Annotated in this window: 25 protein-coding genes and 1 pseudogene; 10 read left to right on the top strand and 16 right to left on the bottom strand. The window is 31.9% G+C overall.

The window, feature by feature from the left end; all coding sequences use genetic code 11:
- Nucleotides 1–39: 39 nt before the first annotated feature.
- Nucleotides 40–1,665 (top strand): ribulokinase, encoded by a 1,626-nt coding sequence (locus JX000_RS02580; RefSeq protein ID WP_206140847.1) that lies wholly within the window; start codon nucleotides 40–42, stop codon nucleotides 1,663–1,665.
- A 68-nt stretch (nucleotides 1,666–1,733) separates the two neighbouring features.
- Here the strand turns inward: JX000_RS02580 and JX000_RS12095 are convergent, their stop codons facing one another.
- From JX000_RS12095 to JX000_RS02565, 3 genes are all read right to left on the bottom strand, one after another.
- Nucleotides 1,734–2,390 (bottom strand): hypothetical protein, encoded by a 657-nt coding sequence (locus JX000_RS12095; protein ID WP_241004997.1) that lies wholly within the window; start codon nucleotides 2,388–2,390, stop codon nucleotides 1,734–1,736.
- Nucleotides 2,391–2,476: 86 nt separating this feature from the next.
- Nucleotides 2,477–2,659, bottom strand: coding sequence for a helix-turn-helix transcriptional regulator (locus JX000_RS02570; RefSeq protein ID WP_481906494.1), 183 nt, complete (start codon nucleotides 2,657–2,659; stop codon nucleotides 2,477–2,479).
- A 138-nt stretch (nucleotides 2,660–2,797) separates the two neighbouring features.
- A complete protein-coding gene (locus tag JX000_RS02565) occupies nucleotides 2,798–3,412 on the bottom strand; it encodes a DUF805 domain-containing protein (protein ID WP_002451954.1) in 615 nt (204 codons plus the stop codon).
- A 197-nt stretch (nucleotides 3,413–3,609) separates the two neighbouring features.
- On the opposite strand from JX000_RS02565, the gene JX000_RS02560 reads away from it, so the two are divergent.
- Nucleotides 3,610–4,218: a DNA-3-methyladenine glycosylase gene (locus JX000_RS02560; protein WP_002451953.1), complete on the top strand. Its 609-nt coding sequence runs from the start codon at nucleotides 3,610–3,612 to the stop codon at nucleotides 4,216–4,218.
- Between the two features lie 47 nt (nucleotides 4,219–4,265).
- On the opposite strand, the gene JX000_RS02555 is transcribed toward JX000_RS02560, so the two are convergent.
- From JX000_RS02555 to JX000_RS02545, 3 genes are read right to left on the bottom strand one after another with little or no spacing between them, the layout of a single operon-like run.
- Entirely contained in the window at nucleotides 4,266–5,054 is a 789-nt protein-coding gene (locus JX000_RS02555; RefSeq protein WP_002451952.1) for a DUF4097 family beta strand repeat-containing protein, read from the bottom strand.
- A complete protein-coding gene (locus JX000_RS02550) occupies nucleotides 5,051–5,611 on the bottom strand; it encodes an HAAS signaling domain-containing protein (RefSeq protein ID WP_049424193.1) in 561 nt (186 codons plus the stop codon). The genes JX000_RS02555 and JX000_RS02550 overlap by 4 nt, the downstream gene beginning before the upstream one ends.
- The gene (locus tag JX000_RS02545) at nucleotides 5,604–5,927 is read right to left on the bottom strand and encodes a PadR family transcriptional regulator (protein WP_002451950.1); all 324 of its coding nucleotides are present in this window, start codon (nucleotides 5,925–5,927) and stop codon (nucleotides 5,604–5,606) included. Before JX000_RS02545 ends, JX000_RS02550 begins: the two co-directional genes overlap by 8 nt.
- Nucleotides 5,928–6,261: 334 nt before the next feature.
- Between JX000_RS02545 and gltS the strand changes: the two genes are divergently transcribed.
- Nucleotides 6,262–7,470 (top strand): sodium/glutamate symporter, encoded by a 1,209-nt coding sequence (gene gltS, locus JX000_RS02540; RefSeq protein ID WP_002451949.1) that lies wholly within the window; start codon nucleotides 6,262–6,264, stop codon nucleotides 7,468–7,470.
- 62 nt (nucleotides 7,471–7,532) lie between these two features.
- On the opposite strand, the gene fni is transcribed toward gltS, so the two are convergent.
- Both fni and corA read right to left on the bottom strand, forming a co-directional pair.
- Complete coding sequence (gene fni / locus JX000_RS02535; RefSeq protein ID WP_002450255.1) at nucleotides 7,533–8,582, bottom strand: type 2 isopentenyl-diphosphate Delta-isomerase; 1,050 nt, start codon at nucleotides 8,580–8,582, stop codon at nucleotides 7,533–7,535.
- A 45-nt stretch (nucleotides 8,583–8,627) separates the two neighbouring features.
- Nucleotides 8,628–9,575, bottom strand: coding sequence for a magnesium/cobalt transporter CorA (gene corA / locus JX000_RS02530; protein WP_075778171.1), 948 nt, complete (start codon nucleotides 9,573–9,575; stop codon nucleotides 8,628–8,630).
- 115 nt (nucleotides 9,576–9,690) lie between these two features.
- Here corA and JX000_RS02525 point away from each other — a divergent pair, with 115 nt between their 5' ends.
- Nucleotides 9,691–10,176 (top strand): thioesterase family protein, encoded by a 486-nt coding sequence (locus tag JX000_RS02525; protein WP_206140846.1) that lies wholly within the window; start codon nucleotides 9,691–9,693, stop codon nucleotides 10,174–10,176.
- Nucleotides 10,173–10,571 carry a hypothetical protein gene (locus JX000_RS02520; protein WP_002450252.1) on the top strand — a complete coding sequence of 133 codons (399 nt, stop codon included), beginning with the start codon at nucleotides 10,173–10,175 and terminating at the stop codon, nucleotides 10,569–10,571. Before JX000_RS02525 ends, JX000_RS02520 begins: the two co-directional genes overlap by 4 nt.
- 47 nt (nucleotides 10,572–10,618) lie before the next feature.
- Here the strand turns inward: JX000_RS02520 and JX000_RS02515 are convergent, their stop codons facing one another.
- Nucleotides 10,619–11,521: an alpha/beta hydrolase fold domain-containing protein gene (locus JX000_RS02515; RefSeq protein WP_037551723.1), complete on the bottom strand. Its 903-nt coding sequence runs from the start codon at nucleotides 11,519–11,521 to the stop codon at nucleotides 10,619–10,621.
- A 228-nt stretch (nucleotides 11,522–11,749) separates the two neighbouring features.
- Between JX000_RS02515 and JX000_RS02510 the strand changes: the two genes are divergently transcribed.
- Entirely contained in the window at nucleotides 11,750–12,388 is a 639-nt protein-coding gene (locus tag JX000_RS02510; RefSeq protein WP_206140845.1) for a hypothetical protein, read from the top strand.
- A 422-nt stretch (nucleotides 12,389–12,810) separates the two neighbouring features.
- Here JX000_RS02510 and JX000_RS02505 read toward each other — a convergent pair whose 3' ends face one another.
- Both JX000_RS02505 and JX000_RS02500 read right to left on the bottom strand, forming a co-directional pair.
- Complete coding sequence (locus JX000_RS02505; RefSeq protein ID WP_002452395.1) at nucleotides 12,811–14,778, bottom strand: DHA2 family efflux MFS transporter permease subunit; 1,968 nt, start codon at nucleotides 14,776–14,778, stop codon at nucleotides 12,811–12,813.
- A 12-nt stretch (nucleotides 14,779–14,790) separates the two neighbouring features.
- A complete protein-coding gene (locus JX000_RS02500; RefSeq protein WP_002452396.1) occupies nucleotides 14,791–15,438 on the bottom strand; it encodes an HlyD family secretion protein in 648 nt (215 codons plus the stop codon).
- 117 nt (nucleotides 15,439–15,555) lie between these two features.
- Between JX000_RS02500 and JX000_RS02495 the strand changes: the two genes are divergently transcribed.
- Nucleotides 15,556–16,107 carry a TetR/AcrR family transcriptional regulator gene (locus JX000_RS02495; RefSeq protein ID WP_002452397.1) on the top strand — a complete coding sequence of 184 codons (552 nt, stop codon included), beginning with the start codon at nucleotides 15,556–15,558 and terminating at the stop codon, nucleotides 16,105–16,107.
- Nucleotides 16,108–16,178: 71 nt separating this feature from the next.
- Here the strand turns inward: JX000_RS02495 and JX000_RS02490 are convergent.
- From JX000_RS02490 to JX000_RS02480, 3 genes and pseudogenes are all read right to left on the bottom strand, one after another.
- Nucleotides 16,179–17,349, bottom strand: a pseudogene (locus tag JX000_RS02490) (multidrug effflux MFS transporter).
- 180 nt (nucleotides 17,350–17,529) lie between these two features.
- Nucleotides 17,530–18,945 carry a membrane-associated protein TcaA gene (locus JX000_RS02485; protein ID WP_145505529.1) on the bottom strand — a complete coding sequence of 472 codons (1,416 nt, stop codon included), beginning with the start codon at nucleotides 18,943–18,945 and terminating at the stop codon, nucleotides 17,530–17,532.
- Nucleotides 18,946–19,201: 256 nt separating this feature from the next.
- A complete protein-coding gene (locus tag JX000_RS02480) occupies nucleotides 19,202–19,660 on the bottom strand; it encodes a MarR family transcriptional regulator TcaR (RefSeq protein ID WP_206140844.1) in 459 nt (152 codons plus the stop codon).
- A 181-nt stretch (nucleotides 19,661–19,841) separates the two neighbouring features.
- Between JX000_RS02480 and JX000_RS02475 the strand changes: the two genes are divergently transcribed.
- Complete coding sequence (locus JX000_RS02475; protein ID WP_002452401.1) at nucleotides 19,842–20,804, top strand: YdcF family protein; 963 nt, start codon at nucleotides 19,842–19,844, stop codon at nucleotides 20,802–20,804.
- 60 nt (nucleotides 20,805–20,864) lie between these two features.
- On the opposite strand, the gene JX000_RS02470 is transcribed toward JX000_RS02475, so the two are convergent.
- Nucleotides 20,865–21,539: an ABC transporter ATP-binding protein gene (locus JX000_RS02470; protein WP_206140843.1), complete on the bottom strand. Its 675-nt coding sequence runs from the start codon at nucleotides 21,537–21,539 to the stop codon at nucleotides 20,865–20,867.
- Entirely contained in the window at nucleotides 21,539–22,597 is a 1,059-nt protein-coding gene (locus JX000_RS02465) for an ABC transporter permease (RefSeq protein ID WP_206140842.1), read from the bottom strand. Before JX000_RS02465 ends, JX000_RS02470 begins: the two co-directional genes overlap by 1 nt.
- Nucleotides 22,598–22,730: 133 nt before the next feature.
- On the opposite strand from JX000_RS02465, the gene JX000_RS02460 reads away from it, so the two are divergent.
- On the top strand, nucleotides 22,731–23,405 hold the full coding sequence (locus tag JX000_RS02460; RefSeq protein WP_002452404.1) for a response regulator transcription factor: 675 nt from the start codon (nucleotides 22,731–22,733) through the stop codon (nucleotides 23,403–23,405).
- On the top strand, nucleotides 23,398–24,765 hold the full coding sequence (locus JX000_RS02455; protein WP_206140841.1) for a sensor histidine kinase: 1,368 nt from the start codon (nucleotides 23,398–23,400) through the stop codon (nucleotides 24,763–24,765). The genes JX000_RS02460 and JX000_RS02455 overlap by 8 nt, the downstream gene beginning before the upstream one ends.
- The last annotated feature ends 31 nt before the right edge of the window (nucleotides 24,766–24,796 follow it).

Here is a 24,796-nt window from a genome sequence, read left to right as displayed (position 1 = left end):
TAATTAAACAAGACATTAAATTTAAAGGGGATATATAGAATGAGTTATAGTATTGGTATCGATTACGGCACAGCATCTGGTCGTGTCATTTTAGTAAATACATCTGATGGAAAAATTGTTTCAAGTTATGAAGAGACTTATCAACATGGTACCATCGCTGAAGAATTAGGTGGAGAAACCTTACCCCATAATTACTTCTTACAACATGCTGGTGATTATCACCACGTACTAGAAAACGGTGTGAAACACGTTTTAGAAGAAAGCCAAGTTAATAAAGATGAGGTCGTAGGTATTGGTGTTGACTTTACTAGTTGTACAGTCGTCTTTTTAGATGAAAATTTCAAACCATTACATATGAATGAAGACCTAGCAAATCATCCTCATGCCTATGTTAAATTATGGAAACATCATGGCGCTCAAGACGAAGCAACTCAAATGGTTGAAGCCAATGAAAAAGCCAATCAAAATTGGTTAGATTATTATGGCCATAGTGTAAACAGTGAGTGGATGATTCCAAAAATTCTCGAAGTAAAACATAAAGCACCTGAGTTATTAGAACGTGCCCATTATATAATGGAAGCTGGAGATTATATGACGAGCTTACTCGTCAATCAAAATATTCGCTCTAACTGTGGTATAGGATTCAAAGGATTCTATGATGAAGTAAATGGCTTTAATTATGATTTCTTTGAAACTGTAGATCCAGAATTACCACAAATCGTCAAAGATAAATGTGAAGCACCTGTCATTCAAATTGGAGATAGCGCTGGTTCATTATCAGAGTACTATCAAAACTTATGGGGACTATCTTCCAATGTACAGATTTCCCCTTACATGATTGATGCCCACTCTGGCGTTTTAGGTGCAGGTGCAATTGAAAAAGGTGAATTCACACCGGTTATAGGAACAAGCACGTGTCACTTAATGTTAGACCCGAAACAAGAACCTATCCCTTCTATTACAGGTTCAGTTAAAGACGCTATTATTCCTGGGTTATATGCTTATGAAGCGGGTCAAGCAGCTGTAGGTGATTTATTCAGTTACTCTGAACGTATGGCACCACAACATATCGTTGAAGAAGCAGCGAAACAAGATAAGAGTGTCTTAGAATATTTAGAGACCCTCGCATCTCAAATTCCTGTTGAAGACCAACACGTGGTTGTCTTAGACTGGCACAACGGTAATAGAAGTATTTTAAGTGATAGCCATTTAACAGGAAGTGTCTTTGGATTAACATTGCAAACACCATTCGAAATGGTTCATCGTGCTTACTTAGAATCTACTGCTTTCGGTACTAAAATGATTATGAAACAATTCGAAGATAATGATATTCCAGTTCATACTGTTTATGCTTCTGGTGGTATTCCTAAGAAAAGTCGATTACTCGTAGACATCTATGCCAACGTATTAAATAAAAAAGTTGTCGTTTTAGAATCATCAAATGCAACAGCATTAGGCGCTGCTATGTTGGGCGCAAATGTGGGTGGTGCATATGATACATTAAGAGAAACCGTACAACACATGAAACAACCTGTATACTATGAAAAACAACCAGATCCAGAAAAAGTAAAACATTATGAAAAACTATTGGATAAATATCAAAACCTACATGATTTATTAGGTCGTGAACATCCAGAACTATCATATATCCACGAAACAGAATAATTGTTATTAAATATAAATAGCTATACTTGTCGTTGATAAAATTGATTCAACGCAAGTATAGCTATTTTTTATGATTTAAGTTTTTTTATTCGATAAGTGATACATAGTGCTGCAATGACAACTACTGCAATTGCCACATAACTCGAAATAGGCACATGCCCCATAATATGTTCAACAATGATATCAATGATACTTACAAACAATAACACGATTAATTGCCATATTGCATTACTTGAATATGCCTTAATTATTCGAGTTCTTTCATATTCATCACTGAAATTATAATTTGGAATCATATTAAGCATACGATCTTGTGTATTAATCTTCTCCATTGCTGGAACAGTGGGTGTGTCAGATATTTTGATACGTTTATCGCTCACGAACATCATAACTATAATCGCAATCATAAAACCTATACTCGAAACTAAATGATCGAACATTTTAATATGAGTTATTAAAGGTACCACTATATTATCAACACATGTTAGATATAGCATAATTAAAATTAAAAAAGGGATATGTTTCATTCTTGTTCTACGATTTAAAAATCGTTTTTCTTTCTCATCATTAACATAAATCATCGGTGTACCTACAAACTCTTCATACATAACTAATCTACACAGGGTCACTATCAGAATCAGTAACCCACCTATTAAAAAAGGCGATAGATAACTTCGATTGATATCAAAAACGATTTCAAAATACCATATTAAAAATATCATCATACATACAACCACACTTACTTTTGCTAAATAAGCACTTATAATTTCATTTTTTAATTCATCTTTAAATGTGAATTTGTTAAAAATAATTAATAACCTTCCCAAAACAAATCATTAAGTGTAACGGATAATACTTTAGCTATGTTTATACATAATTTAAGCGATGGATTATATTTATCATTTTCTATCATATTGATTGTCTGTCTAGATACACCAATGCGCCTAGCTAGCTCCTGTTGAGACATCTTTTGATGTGCTCGATATTGCTTCATTCTATTCAACGCAATCAATCACTTCTTTCAGTTAATATTACTTTAATTATAGACAGTCATTTTTGTAAGTGTCAAATATATATGACACTTACTTTCAAATAAAAGCTAGCATCATTAATGACACTAGCCTTTAAAAATTTAAATTTCATTTGTTGTATTGCGATATAACTTCGCTTTGTCAACTGGATTGTAATTCGGTTCGTTAACCGGTTCGTTCATTTCATATTTAGGACTTGGGCCATATTTGTTGCTTTCCTTCTTACTATCTAAGCAACTCACCACAATATTATAAACACCTAATACGAGACAGATTAAAGCGATAATATAATATGTGATCAATGCGCCTACATTATCTATTAGGCCACTAGCATTAATAACAATATTAAATACATTCAATAATACTCCAATGACAAACGCAATCATTGGAATCAACATTGAACGAGAAGTGTCATGGAAGCGACGTGCTAAAATAGCCAAATTAGGAATAATGGTAGCCAATGAATAAATGAGTATATAAATAGTCCCTATAAATATACAAATAATCCCAACACCTAAAACGCCACTACTTTCATTAAATGCACCTAAGAATAAACTTGGGTAACCAATAATCATAAGTATAATGGCAGGACACATAAAGATTAAATGCCATAATTGCATAAACCAATATTCACTACGTCTAGATCTCCCTTTAAAATTAAAATAATTTGACCAAAATAATTTAAATGATGCTTTAAAACCAACTTTTTCTCTCATGTTAGTGGCTCCCTTCAGATCATCAATTCAATTTATTTTATTACTCTTAATAACTCTGATACATTAATTAAGTAATAATATTGTTTCTATTGTCATTGTATCAAACAACAAGACATTTAAAAATATAAATCAAAAATATTTTAAGAAATTTTAGAATAAATTCTTATAACAAATATTTTTATAGAGGTGCCAAATTTATGGATTTTAGACAACGTAGCACAACGGACATTGCTAAAGCTTTACTCGGTGTTCGTATTATATATCAAGATGATCAACAAACATATACTGGCTATATTGTGGAAACAGAAGCTTATTTAGGTATTAAAGATCGTGCTGCTCACGGATATGGTGGAAAGCGAACACCTAAAGTGACATCTTTATATCAATCAGGTGGTACGATTTATGCACACGTTATGCATACGCATCTACTAATTAACTTTGTGACAAGAGATGCTGGTGTACCTGAAGGTGTGCTTATACGCGCAATTGAACCTGAAGATGGTATTGAAGCTATGAAAATTAATCGTGGCAAAAGTGGGTTTGAAGTAACTAATGGTCCTGGAAAATGGACTAAAGCCTTTAATATTCCACGTTCAATTGATGGCGCTACTTTAAATCAATGTCGCCTTTCTATCGACATCAAACATCGTAAATACCCTAAATCAATTATTGAAAGCGGACGTATAGGCATACCGAATAAAGGCGAATGGACTAACAAACCACTTCGTTACACAGTTAAAGGGAACCCTTATGTTTCTCGAATGAAGAAATCAGACTTCCTAAATCCTGATGACACTTGGAAATAAAATGATAGAGGCCAGAACAACTTCAATTCTGACCTCTAAAATTGACTTTATTGCACGTTGATATCCCCAGAGTCATTAAACATCTCGACGTTATTGTCCCCATTTCCAATTCGATGACGCTTAAATTCTTTGTTATCAAACTTTGATTCTCCTGAATCATTATGTGCAATAAATGTTGTGTTTTTAGGGTGATGTTGATAATTCAAAGTAATATCTCCACTATCGTTCGATACATATAAGGGTTGATCTGGAACACTCTTACTCAATTCTATATCGCCTGAATCATTGTTTACTTTGCCGTTGGTGAATTCAATGTGAGTTGTTGATATATCTCCTGAATCATTGTTTACTTTTAGTTTTCCTAGCTTACTATCTTTCAAGAAAATATCTGATGAATCTACCGTAATATCTGTATTCTTACTTATTATATTGTCGATAGTGACATCACCAGAGTCACCTTTTACAGTTAAATGATCAATCGCTTTTGGAACTGTGATTACTAATTTGTGCTTTGTCATGTAACCAATTCTAAAATTAATATTTGATTGATGGTCTTGATCACTAATATGCCACTTCCCATTTTTCACACTACTATTGACTTTCTTATCTTCGTTGCCTTTTTCTTTAATTGAGAACTTACTACCATGTTTGATTTCAATATCACTTTCATCAACATCTAAGTTAATGCTATTAATACGCTCTTTATAAACTTTATTTAACTTAGTGCCATTGTCTTTCTTTGAAGCTAATGTTTTCCATTCTGAAAAAACGCCTATACCAAAACCAATACTTAAAATTAGTCCAAAAATAAATAACGTTAAGACTAGCTTTTTCATGAATGAACACTTCCTTTCACAATTGAGATATTCCATTTTAAATACATAATCGTTAATTTAAGTATCCAATGACATAAGAAAATGCTAATAGCTAATAGCATTAAACCGACACCAAACATGAAACCACTCATATAAACATCATATAAAATAATAGAATTTACACCTTCAGTAATATATTTAATAATTAAAAATACTGGTGCACTTAAGAGTGTGATTGTAAATACAACTAAAGTAAGCAAAAACATAAATAAAAAGAATGCCGGTACTAATACAATAAAGAAATTAAGTAATCCTAAACCCATGACCGCTAAAATAGCACTCAAAATATTTTTTGCATTCTTTTTCTCATTAACTTTATCAATAGCCAATGAAGCATTTAATTCTTTAGCAATCATCTTAGGATTTCCTAAATGTTTTGCAATCTCTTCTTCAGATTTACCTTCATTTTTACCACTTACAAAATGTGTTTCGTATTCATTATAGATATCCTTTTTCTCATCTTTATCCATATGTTTTAAATGACTTATGAGTTGTTTTAGATAAGTATCTTTATTCATTGCGTTCACTCTCCTCTACAAAGGTATTAACTGCATTTGAAAACATTTGCCATTCTTCTTTCAATAATGCTAATCTTTCTTGACCTTGATCGGTAAGCCGATAATATTTTCTTGCTGGTCCCTCGCTTGATGGTTGATAATACGTCGATAGTTCTCCGTTCTTTACCAATCTTCGTAGCAAAGGATAGACAGTGCCTTCTGCAATCGTCATATAACGAGAAATATTTTGTACTAAAGAATAACCGTACTGATCTTCTCGTTTAATGATAAGTAAGACTATCAGTTCTAATGCACCCTTTTTAAACTGTGTGTTCATAGTTAAACCTCCATAGTGTAATAATCAGTACTGAACATTACACAGTAGTTAGTATCTATAATATAACACCCGCTACTGTACATTGCAAGGTACTAGATAATAATTACTTACGAATAATCATATTCTCTTCTTCCACACTTTTAAATTAATAAAGATAAAAACTTTTTTAGATTAATGAGTAATAGCCATAAATATAATTGGTATTAATTTCAAAACTAGATTTATTGTGCACACATATGTATAATGGATATTGTGGCTTTTTATAACGCTTACATATTTTAATTGAATAGCACATAAACATAGGTTTTGGGATAACTTCTAAGGGGGAGTTAAAATGATTGAATTAGATGCTATTACCACACTGTGTTTAGCATGTATTTTATATCTTATTGGTCAAACGATCATTAATCATGTCTCGATTTTAAGAAGAATTTGTATTCCAGCACCAGTAATTGGTGGTTTAATTTTTGCTATTTTAGTAGCTGTCTTAGATTCATTTAATATTGTGAAAATTAAATTAGATGCCTCATTTATACAGGATTTCTTTATGTTGGCATTCTTCACAACAATCGGACTCGGTGCATCTCTTAAACTATTTAAAGTTGGCGGAAAGGTCATGCTATTGTACTTTATGTTCTGTGGTATTATGGCATTCTGTCAAAATGTAATTGGTATTTCATTAGCGAAGTTATTAAATATCAAACCTTTACTAGGTTTAACTGCAGGGTCAATGTCAATGGAAGGTGGTCATGGTAATGCGGCCGCTTATGGTAAAACCATTCAAGATATGGGGATTGATTCCGCTGTCACAGCCGCCCTTGCAGCCGCAACATTAGGCTTAGTATTTGGTGGTTTAATTGGTGGACCAGTTGTTAAGTTCTTAATTAAACGTTATAACCTAAAACCTGAACATAGTGACGATTCATTTAAGAATTATGGTGAAGTTGAATATAATCAATCACTTCATGAAAAATATAAACCTACTCAAATTTTCTTTATACAGTTCACGATTTTAGTTTTCTGTATGGCACTTGGTACATATATTGGAAATACATTTACTGATTTAACTAACGTTAATATACCAATGTATGTAGGTTCAATGTTTGTCGCAGTATTCGTGCGTAATATTTCTGAAGCTGCTGGTTTCAACATTGTTGACCTAAAAATTAACGAACAAATTGGAGATATTTCGCTAGGTATCTTCTTATCATTAGCTTTAATGAGCATTCAGCTAACTGAAATTTACTCATTAGCTTTACCATTAATCATTATCGTTCTTGTACAAGTTGTATTTATGATCTTGTTCTCTATTTTCGTTCTATTTAGAGGTTTAGGAAAAGATTATGATGCAGCAGTAATGGTCGGTGGATTTATAGGTCATGGTTTAGGTGCTACACCTAATGCAATGGCGAATTTAGATGTAATTACTAAAAAATATGGCAATTCTCCAAAAGCCTATTTAGTTGTCCCTATTGTCGGTGCTTTCTTAATCGACTTAATAGGTGTCATCATTGTTATGGGCTTCATACAATTTTTCCAATAATAAAATACCCGTACGCAAGACATGCTCATGTCTTACGTACGGGCTTATTTAATTTGATTCAGTTAACCTCTTTGGATATCTAAACCACGTTGCTCAATCCAAGATAACAATTCAGTATTAAATATCATATCTTTATGGGTTAATTCATTGATATCTTTAGCATCTAGCATTGTCATTATTTTCTTCATATGATCTAAAAATGATTCAACGTATTCAATCGTTTGTGTTATACCGGCCTGCTCAACTTGATTTAAGAACGGACGCGACATACCTACTGCTTTCGCACCTAGCGCTAAACATTTCACAGCATCTAATGGGGTACGTAAACCTCCACTCGCAAAGACATTCAGTTTATCTTGAAAATCAGAACTTTCTAATAGTGATTCAACTGTTGATTGTCCCCAATTAGATAAATAGTCCATATCTTTATTTGAACGTCTCTCGTTTTCAATATCTACGAAATTGGTTCCACCACGTCCACTGACATCGACGTATGTAACACCAACGTTAAGCAGTGATTTATATGTCTCTTTACTCATACCAAATCCTACTTCTTTCACAATCACTGGTACATTTACTGCTTTAACAATTGCTTCGATATTTTCCATCCAATTAGCAAACTCACGATTACCTTCAGGCATCACTAATTCTTGTGGTGAGTTAACATGAATCTGTAGTGCCTGTGCATCTAATAATTCAACAGCTTTAACTGCTTTGTCTACAGGTACATCAGCACCAACATTACTAAAGATAACACCGTCTGGATTCGTTTCTCGAACAATCGTAAATGATTCTGCCATTTTAGGGTTTCGTAATGCAGCATGTGTTGAGCCTACCGCCATTGCAAGCCCCGTTTCACGTGCAACAATCGCTAATTTTTCATTAATTTGTTTTGTCCATTCACTACCACCCGTCATGGCATTAATATAAACTGGGTATTTCATATTAAACTCGGACGTCTTAGTTGTTAAATCTACATCATCTACATCAATATTTGGAATCGAATGATGAACAAACCTCACTTTATCAAAATCAGATAATGTAGCATCATGTTGAGCCATCGCTATTTCAACATGTTCATTTTTTCTTTGCTCTCTCTGAAAGTCACTCATTACTATACCGCCTTTTCCAAATGATTCATTTTATAATTACAAGGTTTAAAACCATTTTTTTCTTTTGAAGAAGATAATTAAAATAATTGATATGATTAGCATGACAAATAGACAAATAAAGTAGCCATAATGCCAATTTAATTCTGGCATGTACGCAAAGTTCATGCCGTAGATACCTGCAATAAAAGTTAAAGGTGAAAATATTACAGATACTAATGTTAAGATTTGCATAATATTATTCATTCTAAATGAAGTATAGGATTCGTAATTTTCACGTATTTCATTTGTCATTTCTTGAGATGTACGAATTACATTACGTTGTTTAATTAAATGGTCATCAATATGTTGTATGTACATAGAATGCTTTGTATCGATAATTAACTTACCTTCACTTTTAATCGTATCTACCAATTCTTGCATTGGGAATAACACTCGCTTTATTTTAATCAAATCAGAACGTAGTTGGAATACATTATCCATTACGCTTTTACTATAGCGATCATCTACATGTCTGTCCTCAAATGTATATACCTTATCTTCAATGTCATAAACAAAATTAAAATATTTATCTACCATGCTATCTAATATATGTATCACTATATCCGCACAGTCCAAATCAGAAACATGATGTTTTTGATTATCTTGAACTACTTTTTTAAGTGATTCAAAGCGTTTATGATGATATGTTACCAATGTATTACCTTGCAAGAAAACATTTAAAGCAATAGCAGCATAATCATGTGTTAATATACTGTGAAAAACAATATATTGATAGTCTTCATATGCCTTGTATTTCGCACGAGGAATGCCATTAATCGCATCATCGATTTCTAAATAGTTAAAGTCAAAATGATTTCTTAAAAATTCATTTTCTTTCTCTGTAGCATCTTCAAAATCATACCAAACAATTGTCGCTTTACTTGGAACATCTTCTATGCGACTCACCTCAGTTAAAGGTTGGGTAGTTGTTTGGTATCGAATGGTCATCGTCATCTCTTTACCCCCTGATAAGCAATTTTTTTTTATTTTATCATGAATTGAATTACGTGTATGTCTTAATTTAATTTAGTAAAATAAGTATCAAGCAAACAATAAAGGAGTAATAGTCATGTCTCAAACATTTACTGTAAGTAAAACAGTGACAGAAGATTTTATCGATCACAATAATCATATGCATGATGCATACTATAATATCATTTTTAGTGATGTCATTGATGATTTTAATTATAGTCACGGTCTTTCTTTAGATGAACGTGCACAATATGAATACACAACATTTACAATTGAAGAACATACTAGCTTTTTATCAGAACTAACATTAAATGAACAATATTGCGTTGAATTATATATTTATGATTACGATTATAAACGCGTTCATTTCTTTTTAAGAATGATTCGTCAAGATGGTGAAGTTGCTGCAACCAATGAAGTCATGATGATGGGAATCGACCAAAACAAGCGCCGTTCTGCCGCGTTTCCAGAAGATTATTATCAACAAATTGAGCGCTATGCTCAACAAGAACAACAAACAATTGAATGGCCTAAGCAATTAGGCCATCGTATTGGTATTCCTCATAAGGGGGATCAATCATGAGTGAATCTATCCGCTATACCATCCAAAACGAATTACTAGATTTGTATGATGATGTCAAAGTAGGACTAAGTGACTTAAACGAACAAAAAGCGTTGACTATCAATGGTCCTGCTTCCAAGTTATTCAAACGTGCGACACGTATGAGTTTTATACAAGGACAAAAACAAGCCATAGATGAAATGAATCAATTACTTGAAACATATGACGAAGATGAACAATTCCTTGAACACTATAATCAATTAGCAAGTCGTATAAGAAATGATAATATTGAAAAAGTCTTTTCATTTAGTAATTTGACTGATATTCCGAGTCACTTTGAGGAAACAATAGCTGATCTTTACTTTTCAAAGGGACAAAATTTCATTATCAAACATATCAATTCTATTATGGAATAAACAAAAACGATGAACAACATAGATTGTTGCTCATCGTTTTTCTTATATTAATTATTATTAAGTGCTTTGGTAATTTGTTTAATCACTTTATGTGATTCTCGTATTGGATACAGTGGGAAATCATGAACCATTCTTGGATATTCATAGAACGTAATTTCTTGACCCATCATTTCTAATTTTTCTTTAAATAAATGCATATCTGGATTAATCATTTCTCTTCCACCACCAAACATATAAACAGGTGGTAAGCCTTCTATTGGACCATATATTGGAGATACACGTTTATCTGTGAGAGGCACACCTTCTGCCCAACGTTTCATAATCTCATTGACACCGAAACGACTAATTAATATATCTTTCCCTAAAAGTTCATCTGTGATGTCTTTGTTTGATAATGTAGCATCTAATAATGGTGAAATTAAATATAATTGGCGTGGTACTGGTTCATTATTTTCGATGAGCGTTTGAACTAAATTCAATGCCAGTGCGCCACCAGATCCATCACCCATCACAATAATATGTTCAGCACCTACTTCATCCACGAGTTGATTATAGACATCTCTCACTGCTTTTTCTGAATCTTCAATATGATAGTCTGGTGCTTTAGGATAAATAGGTAACACCACTTCATGTATGGTAGATAATGTTAACTTATCAATAAATCTCCAATGAAATGGTGAAGGTTGTAACGTATTATAACCACCATGTAAATACAATATTTTTCTTTTTGACTCGTGTCTAAAGTTAAATCTAAATACCTGCATATCCCCTAACATCAGTTTATCTAAATTCGCTTTAACATTTAGTGTAGAGGGTTGTTTATGTTTTTTTTCATTTTCAATTTGTCTTTTTTCAAAAAACTTATCCACTGCTTCATCATTGTCGAAAAATATTGAACGATTGTGCAGAATATACTTGTTTACCACTCGGTTCATGAATCGATTCTTCATAAATAACTAAACCTACCTCTTTGCAATTTTTAATATTAAAAAACAATTTGATTAAAAACCTACATTCGTAACTTAAAAAGGGATATAATTTAAAGTATATTTTAATTTAGTCATGAATTTCATTTTATAAATTGTCTAATTTTTATTGTCTTTGATTATTCATTATTATAACAAAATAAGACTGGAAATGATAAATAAAGATATGACTATTTTCAAGGAGGCAGCATTATGACTAATCAACAAAGAAGATTAGAAAACTTTGATGATGCATTTCAAAATGAACCAATGCATCGCGGTAAACAATATGGTAAGAAAAAACGCTCTTGGGTAAGTATGATCATTCAATTTATCGTACTTGTACTAACAGCAATTACAGGTTATAGCATGTACAATCAACCAATCTTTAACATTGTATTTGCTAAACAAACCATCGATTTCCATCAACTTAAAAATTTCCAAGATACTGTAACTCAAGTTGGTAATATTAATATCAATTTAGGTAATATAGACCAACTACAACAATCCATTGACCGCTTATTATTGGTCTTTTACGTCTTTTTCGCTTTATGTATTATTAGTATGATTTTATCTATATTAACGATTATCTTTAATCGAAGTGCTTTAAAAGTTATTAACATGTTATTCTTGGCTATTATGTTAGTTATTACAATGTATTTTAGTTATATTATTCATACCTTAGCTGAAAAAATAGCAGATTCATTTAAACAATATTATTTATCAGTATCACCGGATCAAGTTGTGACTGAAGCTGATGCCATCCATAATGCGTTAATTTTATTAGCATGCAGTATTGGATTGTTAATCATTAGTTTATTCTTTAGAAATAGAAGAATTCGTATTAAATAATTATAAAGTGCCATTGGAGCCATCTGATTAGATGTGTACCCCGATAGCACTTTTTATTTTAAAATCTTTAAAATACTACTATAACAAACTTCGTTTCCCTTTTCGGTTCGCCTTAGTTTTCCTAAGGCATAAGTGGGAGTGGGACAGAAATAATATTTTCTTAAAATTTATTTCGTTGTCCCACCCCGGCAAGGTTGACTAGAAATGAAAAAGCTTGGTACAAGCGTATCTTCATTTCAGTCAACTACTGCCTAAATATGAATGTAACTTGAAATATAAATTTATGTCCCAGCCTGACTAAAAAAATGGGATCGATATCGAAGTCGACACCGATCCCATAAAAATCATGCCCCCACAACACAATTTTTATCATCTTCTTTTTATTACTTTTATTCATTAAGTCATGTCTTAATCAATTTGTCTTAGTCTTCTGCTCTTGATTTAGCGGCTGATGCATCTGCTTTTTTCTTACTTTGTAAGAAGAAACTTAAAATAAGTGCTACTAAACTTATAATAGTTGCAATGATGAATGCATCGTTTATACCTTCTACAGAAGCTAATTTGTTTACATATTGTAATAACACTTTCATGGCACCTTGTTCGCCACCAAATTGTTGTGCTAATTCACGCATATGGTCTTGAACCATTGGATTAGTTTTATCCAATTCTTCACCAAATGCAGCAACATGATTTGTTGTTTGTGTAGTCATTACAGTAACAAGAATTGCAGTACCAATTGAACCTGCTAATTGTCTCATCGTATTTACAAATGCGTTACCATGAGAAATTAAACGCGCTGGTAATGCGTTCATACCTGCAGTCATGATAGGCATCATGATAAATGCCATACCAAATGAACGTAAAACATAAATACCCATGATTGATAAGTATGGTGTATCCATATTTAATTTAGTTAATTCCCAAGTTGCGTATGTCATAACGCCAATACCAAAAATAGCTAATGGTTTAATACCAATCGTATCAAGTAATTTACCTGCAATAGGACCTAAGGCACCCATTACTAATGCACCCGGAAGCATTAATAGACCTGAATCTAACGCTGAGAAACCACGTAGATTTTGTAAATAGATTGGTAAAAGAATCATACCACCATATAAACTCATCATAACAATCATGTTTATCACTGTTGTTAGTGTATATGTTGGGTATTTTAAAACTTCTAAATTTAACATTGGTGCTTTCATTCTTAATTCTCTAATAACAAATAAGGTAATGAAAATAATACCAATGATAAACATTGAAACAATTTCAGTTGAACCCCAACCTTTATTACCAGCTTCAGAGAAACCATATAATAAAGCGCCGAACCCAATTGTACTGTAAATAATACCAGGTACATCGGCTTTAGGATTCGTTGTTCTTTGGTACAGTCTAAACCAGAAGAAACCAACTGCAATTGCAACAAGTCCGATAAAGAACATACCGTAGAACATTAAGTTCCAGTCATAATTTTGTACAATATAACCAGATAATGTTGGTCCGATTGCTGGTGCTAAAATCATGGCAATACCCATTGTTCCCATTGCTACACCACGTTTTTCTGGAGGGAAAATCGTAACAATAACATTAGAACCTAATGGCATTAAGATACCAGCACCGATAGCTTGTAAAACACGTCCTGTCATCATTATCGGGAAGTTCATTGAAATCGCACATATCAATGAACCAAATGTAAAGAGTACTAAACCTATAATAAATAGCTTTCTATAAGAATATTTATTAAATAGGAAAGCACTTATTGGTATTAAAATACCGTTAACTAACATAAATCCTGTCATTAACCATTGACCAGTTGATGCAGAAATATTAAATTCAGTATTAATTTTAGGTAAGGCAACATTTAATAAAGTTTGGTTTAAAATAGCAATAAACATACCAAATAACATTGCCGCTAAAATCTTACCTCTTGTGATACCTTTACCGAAGATAAAATCAGACTGTTGATTTTTAATCTTCTCATTAACTCTAGCCTCTTCTGAGTTAGGGTTGATTGGTTTGTGAACTTCGTCAACTTCATTCTCCACATCTGATTTATGAGAAGTGTCTTCAGAGCGACGTAACGTCCCTTGTTCATTCTTTATAGAATCATCCGATTCATTTATAGATTCGAAATGATGTTTTCTTTTATCATCTTCAATGTGATTAGAAGTAGAACTAAAATCATTTGGAGATGATGTTTGTGACTCAGATTTTTCTAAATCACTTGCTTTAAATTTAGATTGATATGATTGACTCTCAGAACCTTTTGTTGAGCGTTGTTCCACTTTTTGATTTTTAGATTTTTTCTTACTTTTAACGATGAAGAAATTAATCAAACCAAGAAGTATGAGCGCGATTAAAATATAAACAATAATGAAGGTCGTTGTCATTTAATGACCCCCTTAATTTTTATGAATTTTGACTTCAGCGTTCATACCTGGAACAACATTTTTAGATGGTTCAGAATCTAGAGAAATTCTAACTGGTACAACTTGTGATACTTTAGTGTAGTTACCATCACTATTAGATGAAGGCATTAATGAGAAGCTAGCTGCTGTAGCATCACCGATTTGATCGACTTTACCACTTACAGTTGCTTTTTGTCCGTCGATATCAACATCAACGTCATTACCTTTTTCAATATCAGCAACGTCTTTTTCATCAACGTTAGCAGTAATATATAAATCATCTAAATTGTACGCATAAGCGATTGGGTTCCCAGCTTGAGCCATTGAACCTTCCATACCATCTGTTTTAACGATTGTGCCGTCTTTAGGCATTTTGATGCTCATCTCTTTAGATTGACCACCTTCGCCTTGAGCTACAACTTCAGCAACTTTATCGCCTTTTTTAAGTTTCTCACCTTGTTTAACGTCAAGTGATTTAATTTCACCTGAAGCAGGGCTTGCTATTTTCATTTGATCGCCATCTACTTTGGCGTTATCAGTACTAACATAGCTCGTTGCATTGTTCCAGAAGTAGAAACCGACTACTCCGATAACAATCAATACAATGATAGTAATGATATTAATTAATACCATTTTCTTCATGAATATATCCTCCTATTTGCTTTTAAAATTCACTTTATCTATTATAGATACATGTAGATAAAAATAACACCGACACTTTAAAAAAATGTGTCGGATTGATAACTAAGGTGACTGCTTATGAAACGAAGAGCTAAATTTAAAATTATTCAAAGTATGATAGATTTATTAGATGAATACCCATTCGACGAAATAACGATTAAAATGATCTGTGCTTATAGTGGCGTTAATCGCTCTACTTTTTATGATCATTACAAAGATAAATATGATTTATTAGAACAAATTCAAAATTATCATTTATCTAAATATTTGAAATTACTCAAGTCTTTATATAACAACTTTGAAAGTGTGCGTGTCGATAAAACTAAGTTATATAAATTCTTTTTAATTGTTACGAAATATATTAAACGTAAAGAAGCATTCTATCGAGCTATATTTATTACATATCCTAATAAAGGATTAGCAATGGAATATTTTAACGCTACTAAAGTTGCTTATGAAAATGTGATTGAAGATTATCCAAATTCAATTCAAAATAAATCATTGTTCATCACCTATTCTATCGGTGGACAAGTTGGTGTCATATTTTATTGGTTACGCAATGGTTGCAAAGAGTCTCCAGAAGTAATTGCTGAAAACCTATTAGCAAATACAATTAAATTACAAAGATAATCAAATTAAGCCAGAAAATGAGCATATATAACTCATTTTCTGGCTATTTTTTGTATCGTTACTCAAACCAATTATGATGTTCGACGTTGTAGTCTCGTATAAATAGTCTGTAAAATAATCATAATTACTGCTGTTATACTAATAATCACAACATAAGGTGTTACATTATGTTCGCCCATGACATTAACTAATGAAGACATAAGTCCTCCTAATAGAAATTGTACCAATCCTAATAAACTGGAAGCACTGCCTCGCCCTTTTGTACTTTCATCCATAGCAATTGAAAAGCCTAAACTTGCGACTGCTGTAACCGGTGCAACTAAGACAATAAATCCAATGACTAATATCCAAAAACTCAAATGATTAAGCAGTGTCATAGCTACAATCACAACGCCAAGTACTTGAATATATGTCACAATTTTTAACAATTGTCGTCTCTCTATTCGATCGACAAGTACACCCACTAATTGACTTGAAATAATTAAAGTAATGCCAATCGCTGCAAACATAATACTAAATTGTAACGCTGACATGCCATATATTTTTTGAATAATAAAAGGTGATGCTGAGATATAGGTAAATAACATAATAAATGAAAATCCTTGAATTAACATTGGTAATACAAATTTAGGTGTCAATGCCGTTACTATCTTTTTCATCTTCCTGTAAAGACTCAGGAACTTTGGTTAGAGAACCAATAACCATTAATATGCCAAATACAGTTAATATAATAAATACCATTCTCCAAACGGCGAAGCTTAAAATAATACCACCAATTGCTGGAGCAATAACTGGTGCAACACCGTTTACTAACATGAGTAATGATAAAAATTTTGTTAACTCCTTACCTTTATACATATCACTGGCAATAGCTCTTGAAATAACGGAAGCTGCCCCACCTGTTACACCTTGAATAAAGCGTAACGCAATCATTACTTCGATATTAGTAACAAAGACAATACCTAAACTTGCTAATGTATAAATGAACATGGATATCCATAACGGTTTCTTTCTTCCGGTCGCGTCTGATATAGGACCAGCAAATAAGTTTCCTAACGCTAACCCAATCATAAATAATGATAATGTGAGTTGTGCATTTGACGTTGTTGTATGGAAGTCATTTTTAATTTCTGGTAATCCCGGTAAAAACATATCTATAGATAATGCACCAATTGCTGTAAGTGCACCTAAGATGATTACAAATATAGGGGATTGCTTTTTCGATTGTACCTTCTGATTCATTTCTGAAACCACCTTAATATTTATTTAGTAAATGGCTAGATTTTTACATATATCAATATATTACGCTATACATTCTATTTTATGCAATTGAATATTTTTCTCCCTACATATAAAAATAGGACGCAGGTCAGTGTTCGTTATTTAAAATAAGATCACATGTCCTACGCCCATCATTACTATTTATTCGTTAGATTCTTTAATTAAATTAAAATCATTACCTTTGGATGTTTCTTCTAATTCATAATCTTTATTAATCAATTGACCATTTTCATTTATTTGTTGGATCGTCGCTTTCACTTTATCTCCACTTTGACTTGCACTTATGACTTGATTTGTTTGAAATGATACTAATTGATTATTCTCTAATTGATGTTTCATGGTGTCATATAATGAAGTGTTTTTCTTAAAGTAACTTGATATTAAATCAAAGTTATTTTCATTCATTGCTGAATTTAATGCCAATGAGTACCCACTAAAAAATTGAGTGAGTTTGTTTTTCAAACTATTTTCTTCTTTTTCTTTTTTAGCAACATATTTATCAATTTCATCACTGTCGAAATCTAATGTGATTGTCGTATTATCTTTAAGTTTTGAAGCTTTAATGGTCTTAGTTTCTGATTCGAAAGTTTTATCTTTAGCTGAACCTTCAGCAGATACTGTGATATCTTTATTCTTAGGATATGGACCATACTCTTTAGAATTTGAATATGATAACGTACGATCATTAATAATCACTTTTTTTGATTTATCAGTAAGTTTAGATGCACCTTTTAATTTAATGTTGAGATGTGCTTCATCAAAATCTTCAGTCACATTGACGGTCTCACTATTTGTAGCTTTAAAATCAAAGTCAAGTTTCCCACTAAACACACCATTCTTCGTTTCTTTAGTAGCATCAATACTATAATTACCTGGAATATAATGGCCTAATGGCGTTGTTTTATCCGCTTCTGCAATTACTTTTTTACGTTTACCACCGGATTTAAATTCATATTTTGTATCTACTTTCGGTTTGACAACCGGTTGTTTCGTCGGCGCATTAAAACTCATATTATCAAATATAAGATATCGTGTCCCATTTTTACTCACGCGTAACACATCTTGACCATCCCTTGTTTGAATATAAGATGCCACGCTAGAATGGCTTTTATTTAATTTATCAACTGTATTTCTGACATCTCTAATAAAGTTTTTAATTCCTACTTCTTTTTTTATATATTTAATATATGCCGAAGCTTCATCAGGATCTACCTTATTATCTTTAGTACTGAGTAATGTAGCCACTTTTTGATTATCGTCATTGTCTATCGCATTGACTAAAATTTTTGTTTGAGCATTAGGTGAATTAAAATTTCTTAATAGGAAAAATAAAATGACCAATAAGATGATAATAAAAAATATAATCGCAACTGGTACAATCTTTCTAATCTTTATATTTGTCGTTTTATTTGAAGATTGATTTGTGCTGTTTTCATGTTGTTCGCTATTACTTTGCTTACTTTTATTCTTTGTTTCTTTTTTTATTGACTGGCCACAATTTTGACAAGTGTGTGCATCCTTATCCACAGAAGCACCACACTGAGGGCACTGTTTCATCTTATCACCTCTACTCAATTTCCAAACACTCGTCAGTTTAAAAAATATTTCACATCTACAATTTATATCTATTGTTAAAAACGATTAATTTATTATTAATTTCAATAATTCAATCAATATACATTCTATTATTACAGATAATTTCATTATATAACTAAATGATTTCCAACAACATACATATTTAGTCTTATGACTCATCTATTATCAAATTATATTCCTAAAACTTCTATTATGTATAGTGTTTATTTAATGATATTTACGATAATTTAGAGCTGTAATTTGTCATTCGATAATTAATAACTTCTAAGACATGTCTAACTTGATCTAAATCTTCGGAAGAGAAATCTTTTGTAAAATCCATTGCGATATCATTAATCAATGTTTTACGCTTCTCCATGTAAGACTTGCCTATTTTAGATAAAGTTATAAACTTAAGCCTTTGATCGATATTAGCATTGGGCTTTTCTAGAACAACTAATCCTGCATCTAATAATTTACTAATTCTTCTGCTTACCGCTGCTTTATTAACACCTTGTTTTTCTGTAATTTGACTTATTGTCCTCGATTCATTATTAAGCATTGCTAAAACATTGGATTGTTCGACGGAAATGCCGTATTCATTTTGTAAATCTTTCAACAATTTAGCAGTTAAAGTATTTACATTATTGATAAACATTTCTAAAAATGCGATATGATCTTCTAATTGTCTAGTCATATATATCTCCTCAAGACCGTGTTGATTTATATAAATTATTTATTTTTCATCCTATAAATGATATCAAGAAAAATTATAAAATGAAACCTTTAAAACAGTTTTATCACAATAACTTTTGAGTTGCTTATTTATTTACTATCAACTACATTTATATGTACATACAATATTGAGGTGCGCGCGCATGATTCCTTTGATTTTAACATTACTTATCATCATGATTGTCTTGTCATTATTAATTAACCAGTACGTCACTTTGAGTGTGACAGGATTTATTTCTACTATTATATTAGGTTTCTTAAATTTAATATTTCATCTCATTACGTATAGCATTCCATATGAATTGATGGTGCTTATGCTTATTTTAATCTCATTTTGTTTATTTAAACACCATGCTATTTTGTTTAATTCGCGTGGTCGTCAATTTATTAAACAAATGGGTTTGAGCGTCATGCGCTTAACGTTATTTATAAGTGCTTGTTTCTATATTAGCTTGTCACCGTTACTTATTATTAATGGCATTGCATTATGGCTATGTTTGATTGGATTTACAACATTATTTGCATTTCTTTGTTATCTCATATGGTCATCTGTCTTTGGTTCACGTCATTTCAATCAATCAGTGGATTTAATTATTGTATTAGGGGCAGGTATATTTACTGAAGAAGTGACACCAATGTTAAAAGAACGATTAAACCGTGCACTTGAAATTTATCATCATTCTGAACATAAGCCTCAACTACTTGTATCAGGCGGACAGGGGCCAGATGAACCTATACCAGAGTCAATCGCAATGCAACGATATTTGATTAAACAAGGCGTCCCTAATGACAATATTTTATTAGAACAACAATCTACTAATACACACACAAACTTTGTATACTCTAAAGAAATTATTCTTCAATATTTCAACAATATGCCAAAGATGGTATGTGTCACAAGTCAGTTTCATATATTGCGAGCACTCAAGTTAGCCCAAAATTTAGATATTCCAACCTATGGTGTTGGCAGTCATACGCCCTATCATTTCTTCCATATTGCTTTAATTAGAGACTTTTTAGGCGTGATGTATCAATACCGATTACTTTTAACGATATATTTTGCACTCACATTTTGGATAAGTATCATCATTTTATGGATAAAATAAAAAGTGTCTTGTATACGCTACATTCTTACGTACATAAGACACTTTTTTATAAATGTTCTATCAATTGATATACTTTGCAATCTTGCCATCTTCAAGGTAAATGACTTTATCAGCATATTCAAACAATCGTTGGTCATGTGTGACCATAATGCCACACATATCATTATTTATAATTTCCTTTTTAATCATTTTTACTACGGATAATGCTCGTTTAGCATCTAAACTAGCTGTTGGTTCATCTGCTAATAACAGTTTAGGATCATTCATCAATGCTCTCATAATCGCAACTCTTTGCTTTTGTCCACCCGATAACATATGAGGAAAGGCATTTAATTTGTCTGATAATCCAATGTCCGTTAATAACTTAGACGCTCGTTGATAAGCTTCCTTTTTAGACATTCCTGCTTCTCTTCCTACAATTGTAAGTTGATCCATCACTGATAAATAAGGCACTAAATGAGATGATTGGAATATAAATCCAATATCCGTTAAACGACGTTCAGTATTACGTCGAGTATTTGAAAATAATGGCTCTCCTTGGTAATTAATCTCTCCTTTTGTTTGGGAAAGTATACCACCTAGAATGGATAATAAAGTAGATTTTCCTGAACCTGAAGCACCAGAAAGTATAACAAACTCTCCTGGTTCAATTGTGATATCAATATTTTTCAATACCTTTGTTTCAGTATCTCCTTTACCAAATGTTTTCACAATATGATTAACTTGTAATGACACTATTCTCCACCTCCTATTGCTTCTATTGGATCAACCTTAACAACTTTAATAAATGATAATAATGCGCCGACTATAGCAACGATAATAAAAATACCAATCACTAAAATATAATTTATTGTATTTAAATGAAATGGCATGGTCACAGGTAAAATCATAGCAATACCAGCAATTATACCGACTGAAATGACTACGGATAATAATGTCACTATTAGAATTTGAAGTAATAAAGAAGTCAGTAAATGTCTTGTTTTGATTCCTATTGCTTTTAAAATGCCAATTTCTGATACTTTTTGAATGGTCATGACATAAAAGAAAGCACTCAGTACGATTGCTGTAATAACGAACAGACTCATCACCATCATTTTTAAAGGTGCTTGTTCAGCTTGATAACTTGCGATGTTTGCTTTCAATTCATCGGTACTCGTCACTTTGATTCCTGGAATATCGTTTATTTGCTTTTCTTCCTGTTGAGATAGTGTGTTAACAGGATAAAATAACGCATATTGTCTATTAATATCCTGGAACCCCTTTTGATCCATCAATACGATAGAGCTATGTGCATACATTGCATCATCAAGAATACCTGTGACTTTATATGTTTGTTGATGGTGCTTGAACTGAATAACATCCCCTATTTTAATACCTTCACCTGTCAGTTTTTGATTTACTGCAATTTGATTCTTCTTTGTAGGTAGTTGTCCTTCCTTCAAATCAAATTGCTGTTCTTGTGGAGAATACATTGTGAGTACATCTTCATCATTATTACCAGCCACTTCTAAACTTTGTATATTCATTTGAGTTGACTTTATATTAATCACCTTATTAATTTTCATTTGCTGTTTTGATGATAGATGAGATTTTTCAATCTGAGGTTCTTTCATATCTTGAGTAATATAATGTGTTGATTTAAATTGATCGAACATAGACACATTTTCTCTAGCTAGTCCTTGTGCTAAACCACTAATAAATAACACCATTAAGCTTAATAAGACAATGATTAACATGATTAATACATATCTAAACTTATAAAATTTAATTTCATTCCATGCTAATTTCATTCATACTCGCTCCTAAACTATGTTTGTTGATAGTTGTATCATAAGAAACATTTGTGAACTGAATGTGAACTCAAGCATACATTGTTTTCTAAAATTTATTCATTGTATAATAAAGGAAAAAAGGAGTGTGGATATGAATCGTTGCCTTATTGTAGATGATGATCCTAAAATATTAAATTACGTTGTAACACATTTAGAAAAAGAACATTTCTATACATATACCCATACAAATGGTGAAGAAGCACTTCATTTTCTTGATAATCATCCAGTCGATATTGCAATCGTGGATATTATGATGCATGGGATGGATGGATTTGAATTATGTCATATGATTAAAGAAGTTTATGATTTACCAGTGATTATGTTAACGGCGAGAGATGCACTTAGTGATAAAGAACGTGCATTTATAAGTGGGACGGATGATTATTTAACTAAGCCTTTTGAAGTTAAAGAGTTGATCTATCGTATTAAGGCTGTCTTACGTCGTTACCACATCCATGCGGATGAAACATTAACGATTGGGAATTTAACGTTACATCAAGCTTATATGGAAGTAGTAGTAAATGGTAAAACGATGACATTACCTAACAAAGAATTTCAACTTTTATTTCTATTAGCTTCAAATGAAAAGCAAATATTTTCTAGGACACATCTTATCGAAAAAATATGGGGTTATGATTACGAAGGTGATGAAAGAACTATTGACGTACATATAAAACGATTGCGACAACGATTGCAGCAACTAGATTCAGACGTGACAATTAAAACAGTACGTGGTCAAGGTTATAAGGTAGAACATCATGTTTAAAACGTTATATATCAGAATCGCTGTCTATACTATTACTGTCATATTATTCAGTGCCTTTATTAGTTTTATTTTGACAAATATCTATTACCATTTTAATTTAAAGGCGTCTAATGATGCGAAAATCATGACAATGTTAAAAGAATCAAGAGATTTTGAAAGTTACAATAATAATCAACTTAATCATTACTTTAAACATCTTGGTCAGATGAATTATCAAATTATGACAGTTGATCAGGATGGTAAGAAAACATTCTATGGTGCAAAATTTAGAAAAGACAACTTATCACAACGTCATATTAAAAGTGTCTTAAATGGCAACGAATATCACGGTATTAAAAATAAGCCTTTCGAACTTTTTGTAACAGGCTTTTTCGATAATGAAACGGATAACACTGTAGGTTTACAATTTAAAAATCATCACGAAAACGTCGCTGTCTTTATGCGTCCTGATATTGGTGAAACATTTAGTGAGTTTAGATTATTTTTAGCAGTACTCTTAACTTTATTATTATTAATCTCTATTTCACTTGTCATCACTTCAACCTATGCCATTGTTAGGCCTGTTAAACAATTAAAACAAGGTACAGAAAGATTAATGAATGGGGACTTTAACACTCCTATCAAACAGACCCGTCAAGATGAAATAGGCACACTACAATATCGCTTTGATATGATGCGTCAATCTTTAAAGCAAGTTGATGAAATGCGACAACATTTTGTTCAGAATGTATCACATGAAATTAAAACACCACTCACACACATTAGACAATCATTAGTCGATTTAGAACGCGCTAAAAGTCAAAACGAACGTCAACAAAGTATTAATCATATCTATCAAATTACAAACCAGTTGAGCGAACTAACAAAAGAATTACTATTACTTTCAGAACTAGATAATGCACAGCATTTAACATTTTCGGATTATATTCAACTCGATCAATTAATCAATCACATTGTAAGACATGAACATTACGCTATCGATCAAAAATCACTTATGCTGATGTCAGATTTAGAGTCTACTTATTTCCTAGGAAATGAAAGACTGATACATCAGGCCGTTAGTAATCTTATTAGCAATGCCATCAAGTATTCTTACGATGCATCACTCATTAATATTGAATTGAAACAAATAGCTCAAGGCATTCAAATTCAAGTTACTAATCAAGGTGATATCATCGACACGTTAGAGCAATCTCATTTGTTTGAGCGCTTTTACAAGCGTAGTACAGATGACAATAGTAACGGGTTGGGTCTAGCTATTACACAATCTATAATCCAGCTCCATCACGGAAAAATACACGTTACTAGTAACCATCAAGATGGTACAACCTTTACAATTATTTTGCCCAAAAATATATAATACTTTCACAAATGAGCAATAAAGCTATGTG

The sequence above is a fragment of the Staphylococcus sp. SB1-57 genome (assembly GCF_017086425.1).
GTDB classification, from domain to species: Bacteria; Bacillota; Bacilli; order Staphylococcales; family Staphylococcaceae; genus Staphylococcus; species Staphylococcus warneri_A.
This window is presented reverse-complemented; position numbering and strand designations above follow the sequence as displayed.

Coding starts and splice junctions, on each gene's coding strand:
- JX000_RS02510 (WP_206140845.1), top strand. CDS start 11,750: ATGACTAATCAACAAAGAAGATTAGAAAACTTTGATGATGCATTTCAA.
- JX000_RS02480 (WP_206140844.1), bottom strand. CDS start 19,660: ATGACTAGACAATTAGAAGATCATATCGCATTTTTAGAAATGTTTATC.
- JX000_RS02545 (WP_002451950.1), bottom strand. CDS start 5,927: ATGAACACACAGTTTAAAAAGGGTGCATTAGAACTGATAGTCTTACTT.
- JX000_RS02565 (WP_002451954.1), bottom strand. CDS start 3,412: ATGAGAGAAAAAGTTGGTTTTAAAGCATCATTTAAATTATTTTGGTCA.
- JX000_RS02460 (WP_002452404.1), top strand. CDS start 22,731: ATGAATCGTTGCCTTATTGTAGATGATGATCCTAAAATATTAAATTAC.
- gltS (WP_002451949.1), top strand. CDS start 6,262: ATGATTGAATTAGATGCTATTACCACACTGTGTTTAGCATGTATTTTA.
- JX000_RS02505 (WP_002452395.1), bottom strand. CDS start 14,778: ATGACAACGACCTTCATTATTGTTTATATTTTAATCGCGCTCATACTT.
- JX000_RS02475 (WP_002452401.1), top strand. CDS start 19,842: ATGATTCCTTTGATTTTAACATTACTTATCATCATGATTGTCTTGTCA.
- JX000_RS02550 (WP_049424193.1), bottom strand. CDS start 5,611: ATGAATAAAGATACTTATCTAAAACAACTCATAAGTCATTTAAAACAT.
- JX000_RS02560 (WP_002451953.1), top strand. CDS start 3,610: ATGGATTTTAGACAACGTAGCACAACGGACATTGCTAAAGCTTTACTC.
- JX000_RS02570 (WP_481906494.1), bottom strand. CDS start 2,659: ATGAAGCAATATCGAGCACATCAAAAGATGTCTCAACAGGAGCTAGCT.
- JX000_RS02525 (WP_206140846.1), top strand. CDS start 9,691: ATGTCTCAAACATTTACTGTAAGTAAAACAGTGACAGAAGATTTTATC.
- JX000_RS02485 (WP_145505529.1), bottom strand. CDS start 18,945: ATGAAACAGTGCCCTCAGTGTGGTGCTTCTGTGGATAAGGATGCACAC.
- JX000_RS02520 (WP_002450252.1), top strand. CDS start 10,173: ATGAGTGAATCTATCCGCTATACCATCCAAAACGAATTACTAGATTTG.
- JX000_RS02495 (WP_002452397.1), top strand. CDS start 15,556: ATGAAACGAAGAGCTAAATTTAAAATTATTCAAAGTATGATAGATTTA.
- JX000_RS12095 (WP_241004997.1), bottom strand. CDS start 2,390: ATGATGATATTTTTAATATGGTATTTTGAAATCGTTTTTGATATCAAT.
- fni (WP_002450255.1), bottom strand. CDS start 8,582: ATGAGTGACTTTCAGAGAGAGCAAAGAAAAAATGAACATGTTGAAATA.
- corA (WP_075778171.1), bottom strand. CDS start 9,575: ATGACGATGACCATTCGATACCAAACAACTACCCAACCTTTAACTGAG.
- JX000_RS02465 (WP_206140842.1), bottom strand. CDS start 22,597: ATGAAATTAGCATGGAATGAAATTAAATTTTATAAGTTTAGATATGTA.
- JX000_RS02580 (WP_206140847.1), top strand. CDS start 40: ATGAGTTATAGTATTGGTATCGATTACGGCACAGCATCTGGTCGTGTC.
- JX000_RS02455 (WP_206140841.1), top strand. CDS start 23,398: ATGTTTAAAACGTTATATATCAGAATCGCTGTCTATACTATTACTGTC.
- JX000_RS02500 (WP_002452396.1), bottom strand. CDS start 15,438: ATGAAGAAAATGGTATTAATTAATATCATTACTATCATTGTATTGATT.
- JX000_RS02515 (WP_037551723.1), bottom strand. CDS start 11,521: ATGAAGAATCGATTCATGAACCGAGTGGTAAACAAGTATATTCTGCAC.
- JX000_RS02555 (WP_002451952.1), bottom strand. CDS start 5,054: ATGAAAAAGCTAGTCTTAACGTTATTTATTTTTGGACTAATTTTAAGT.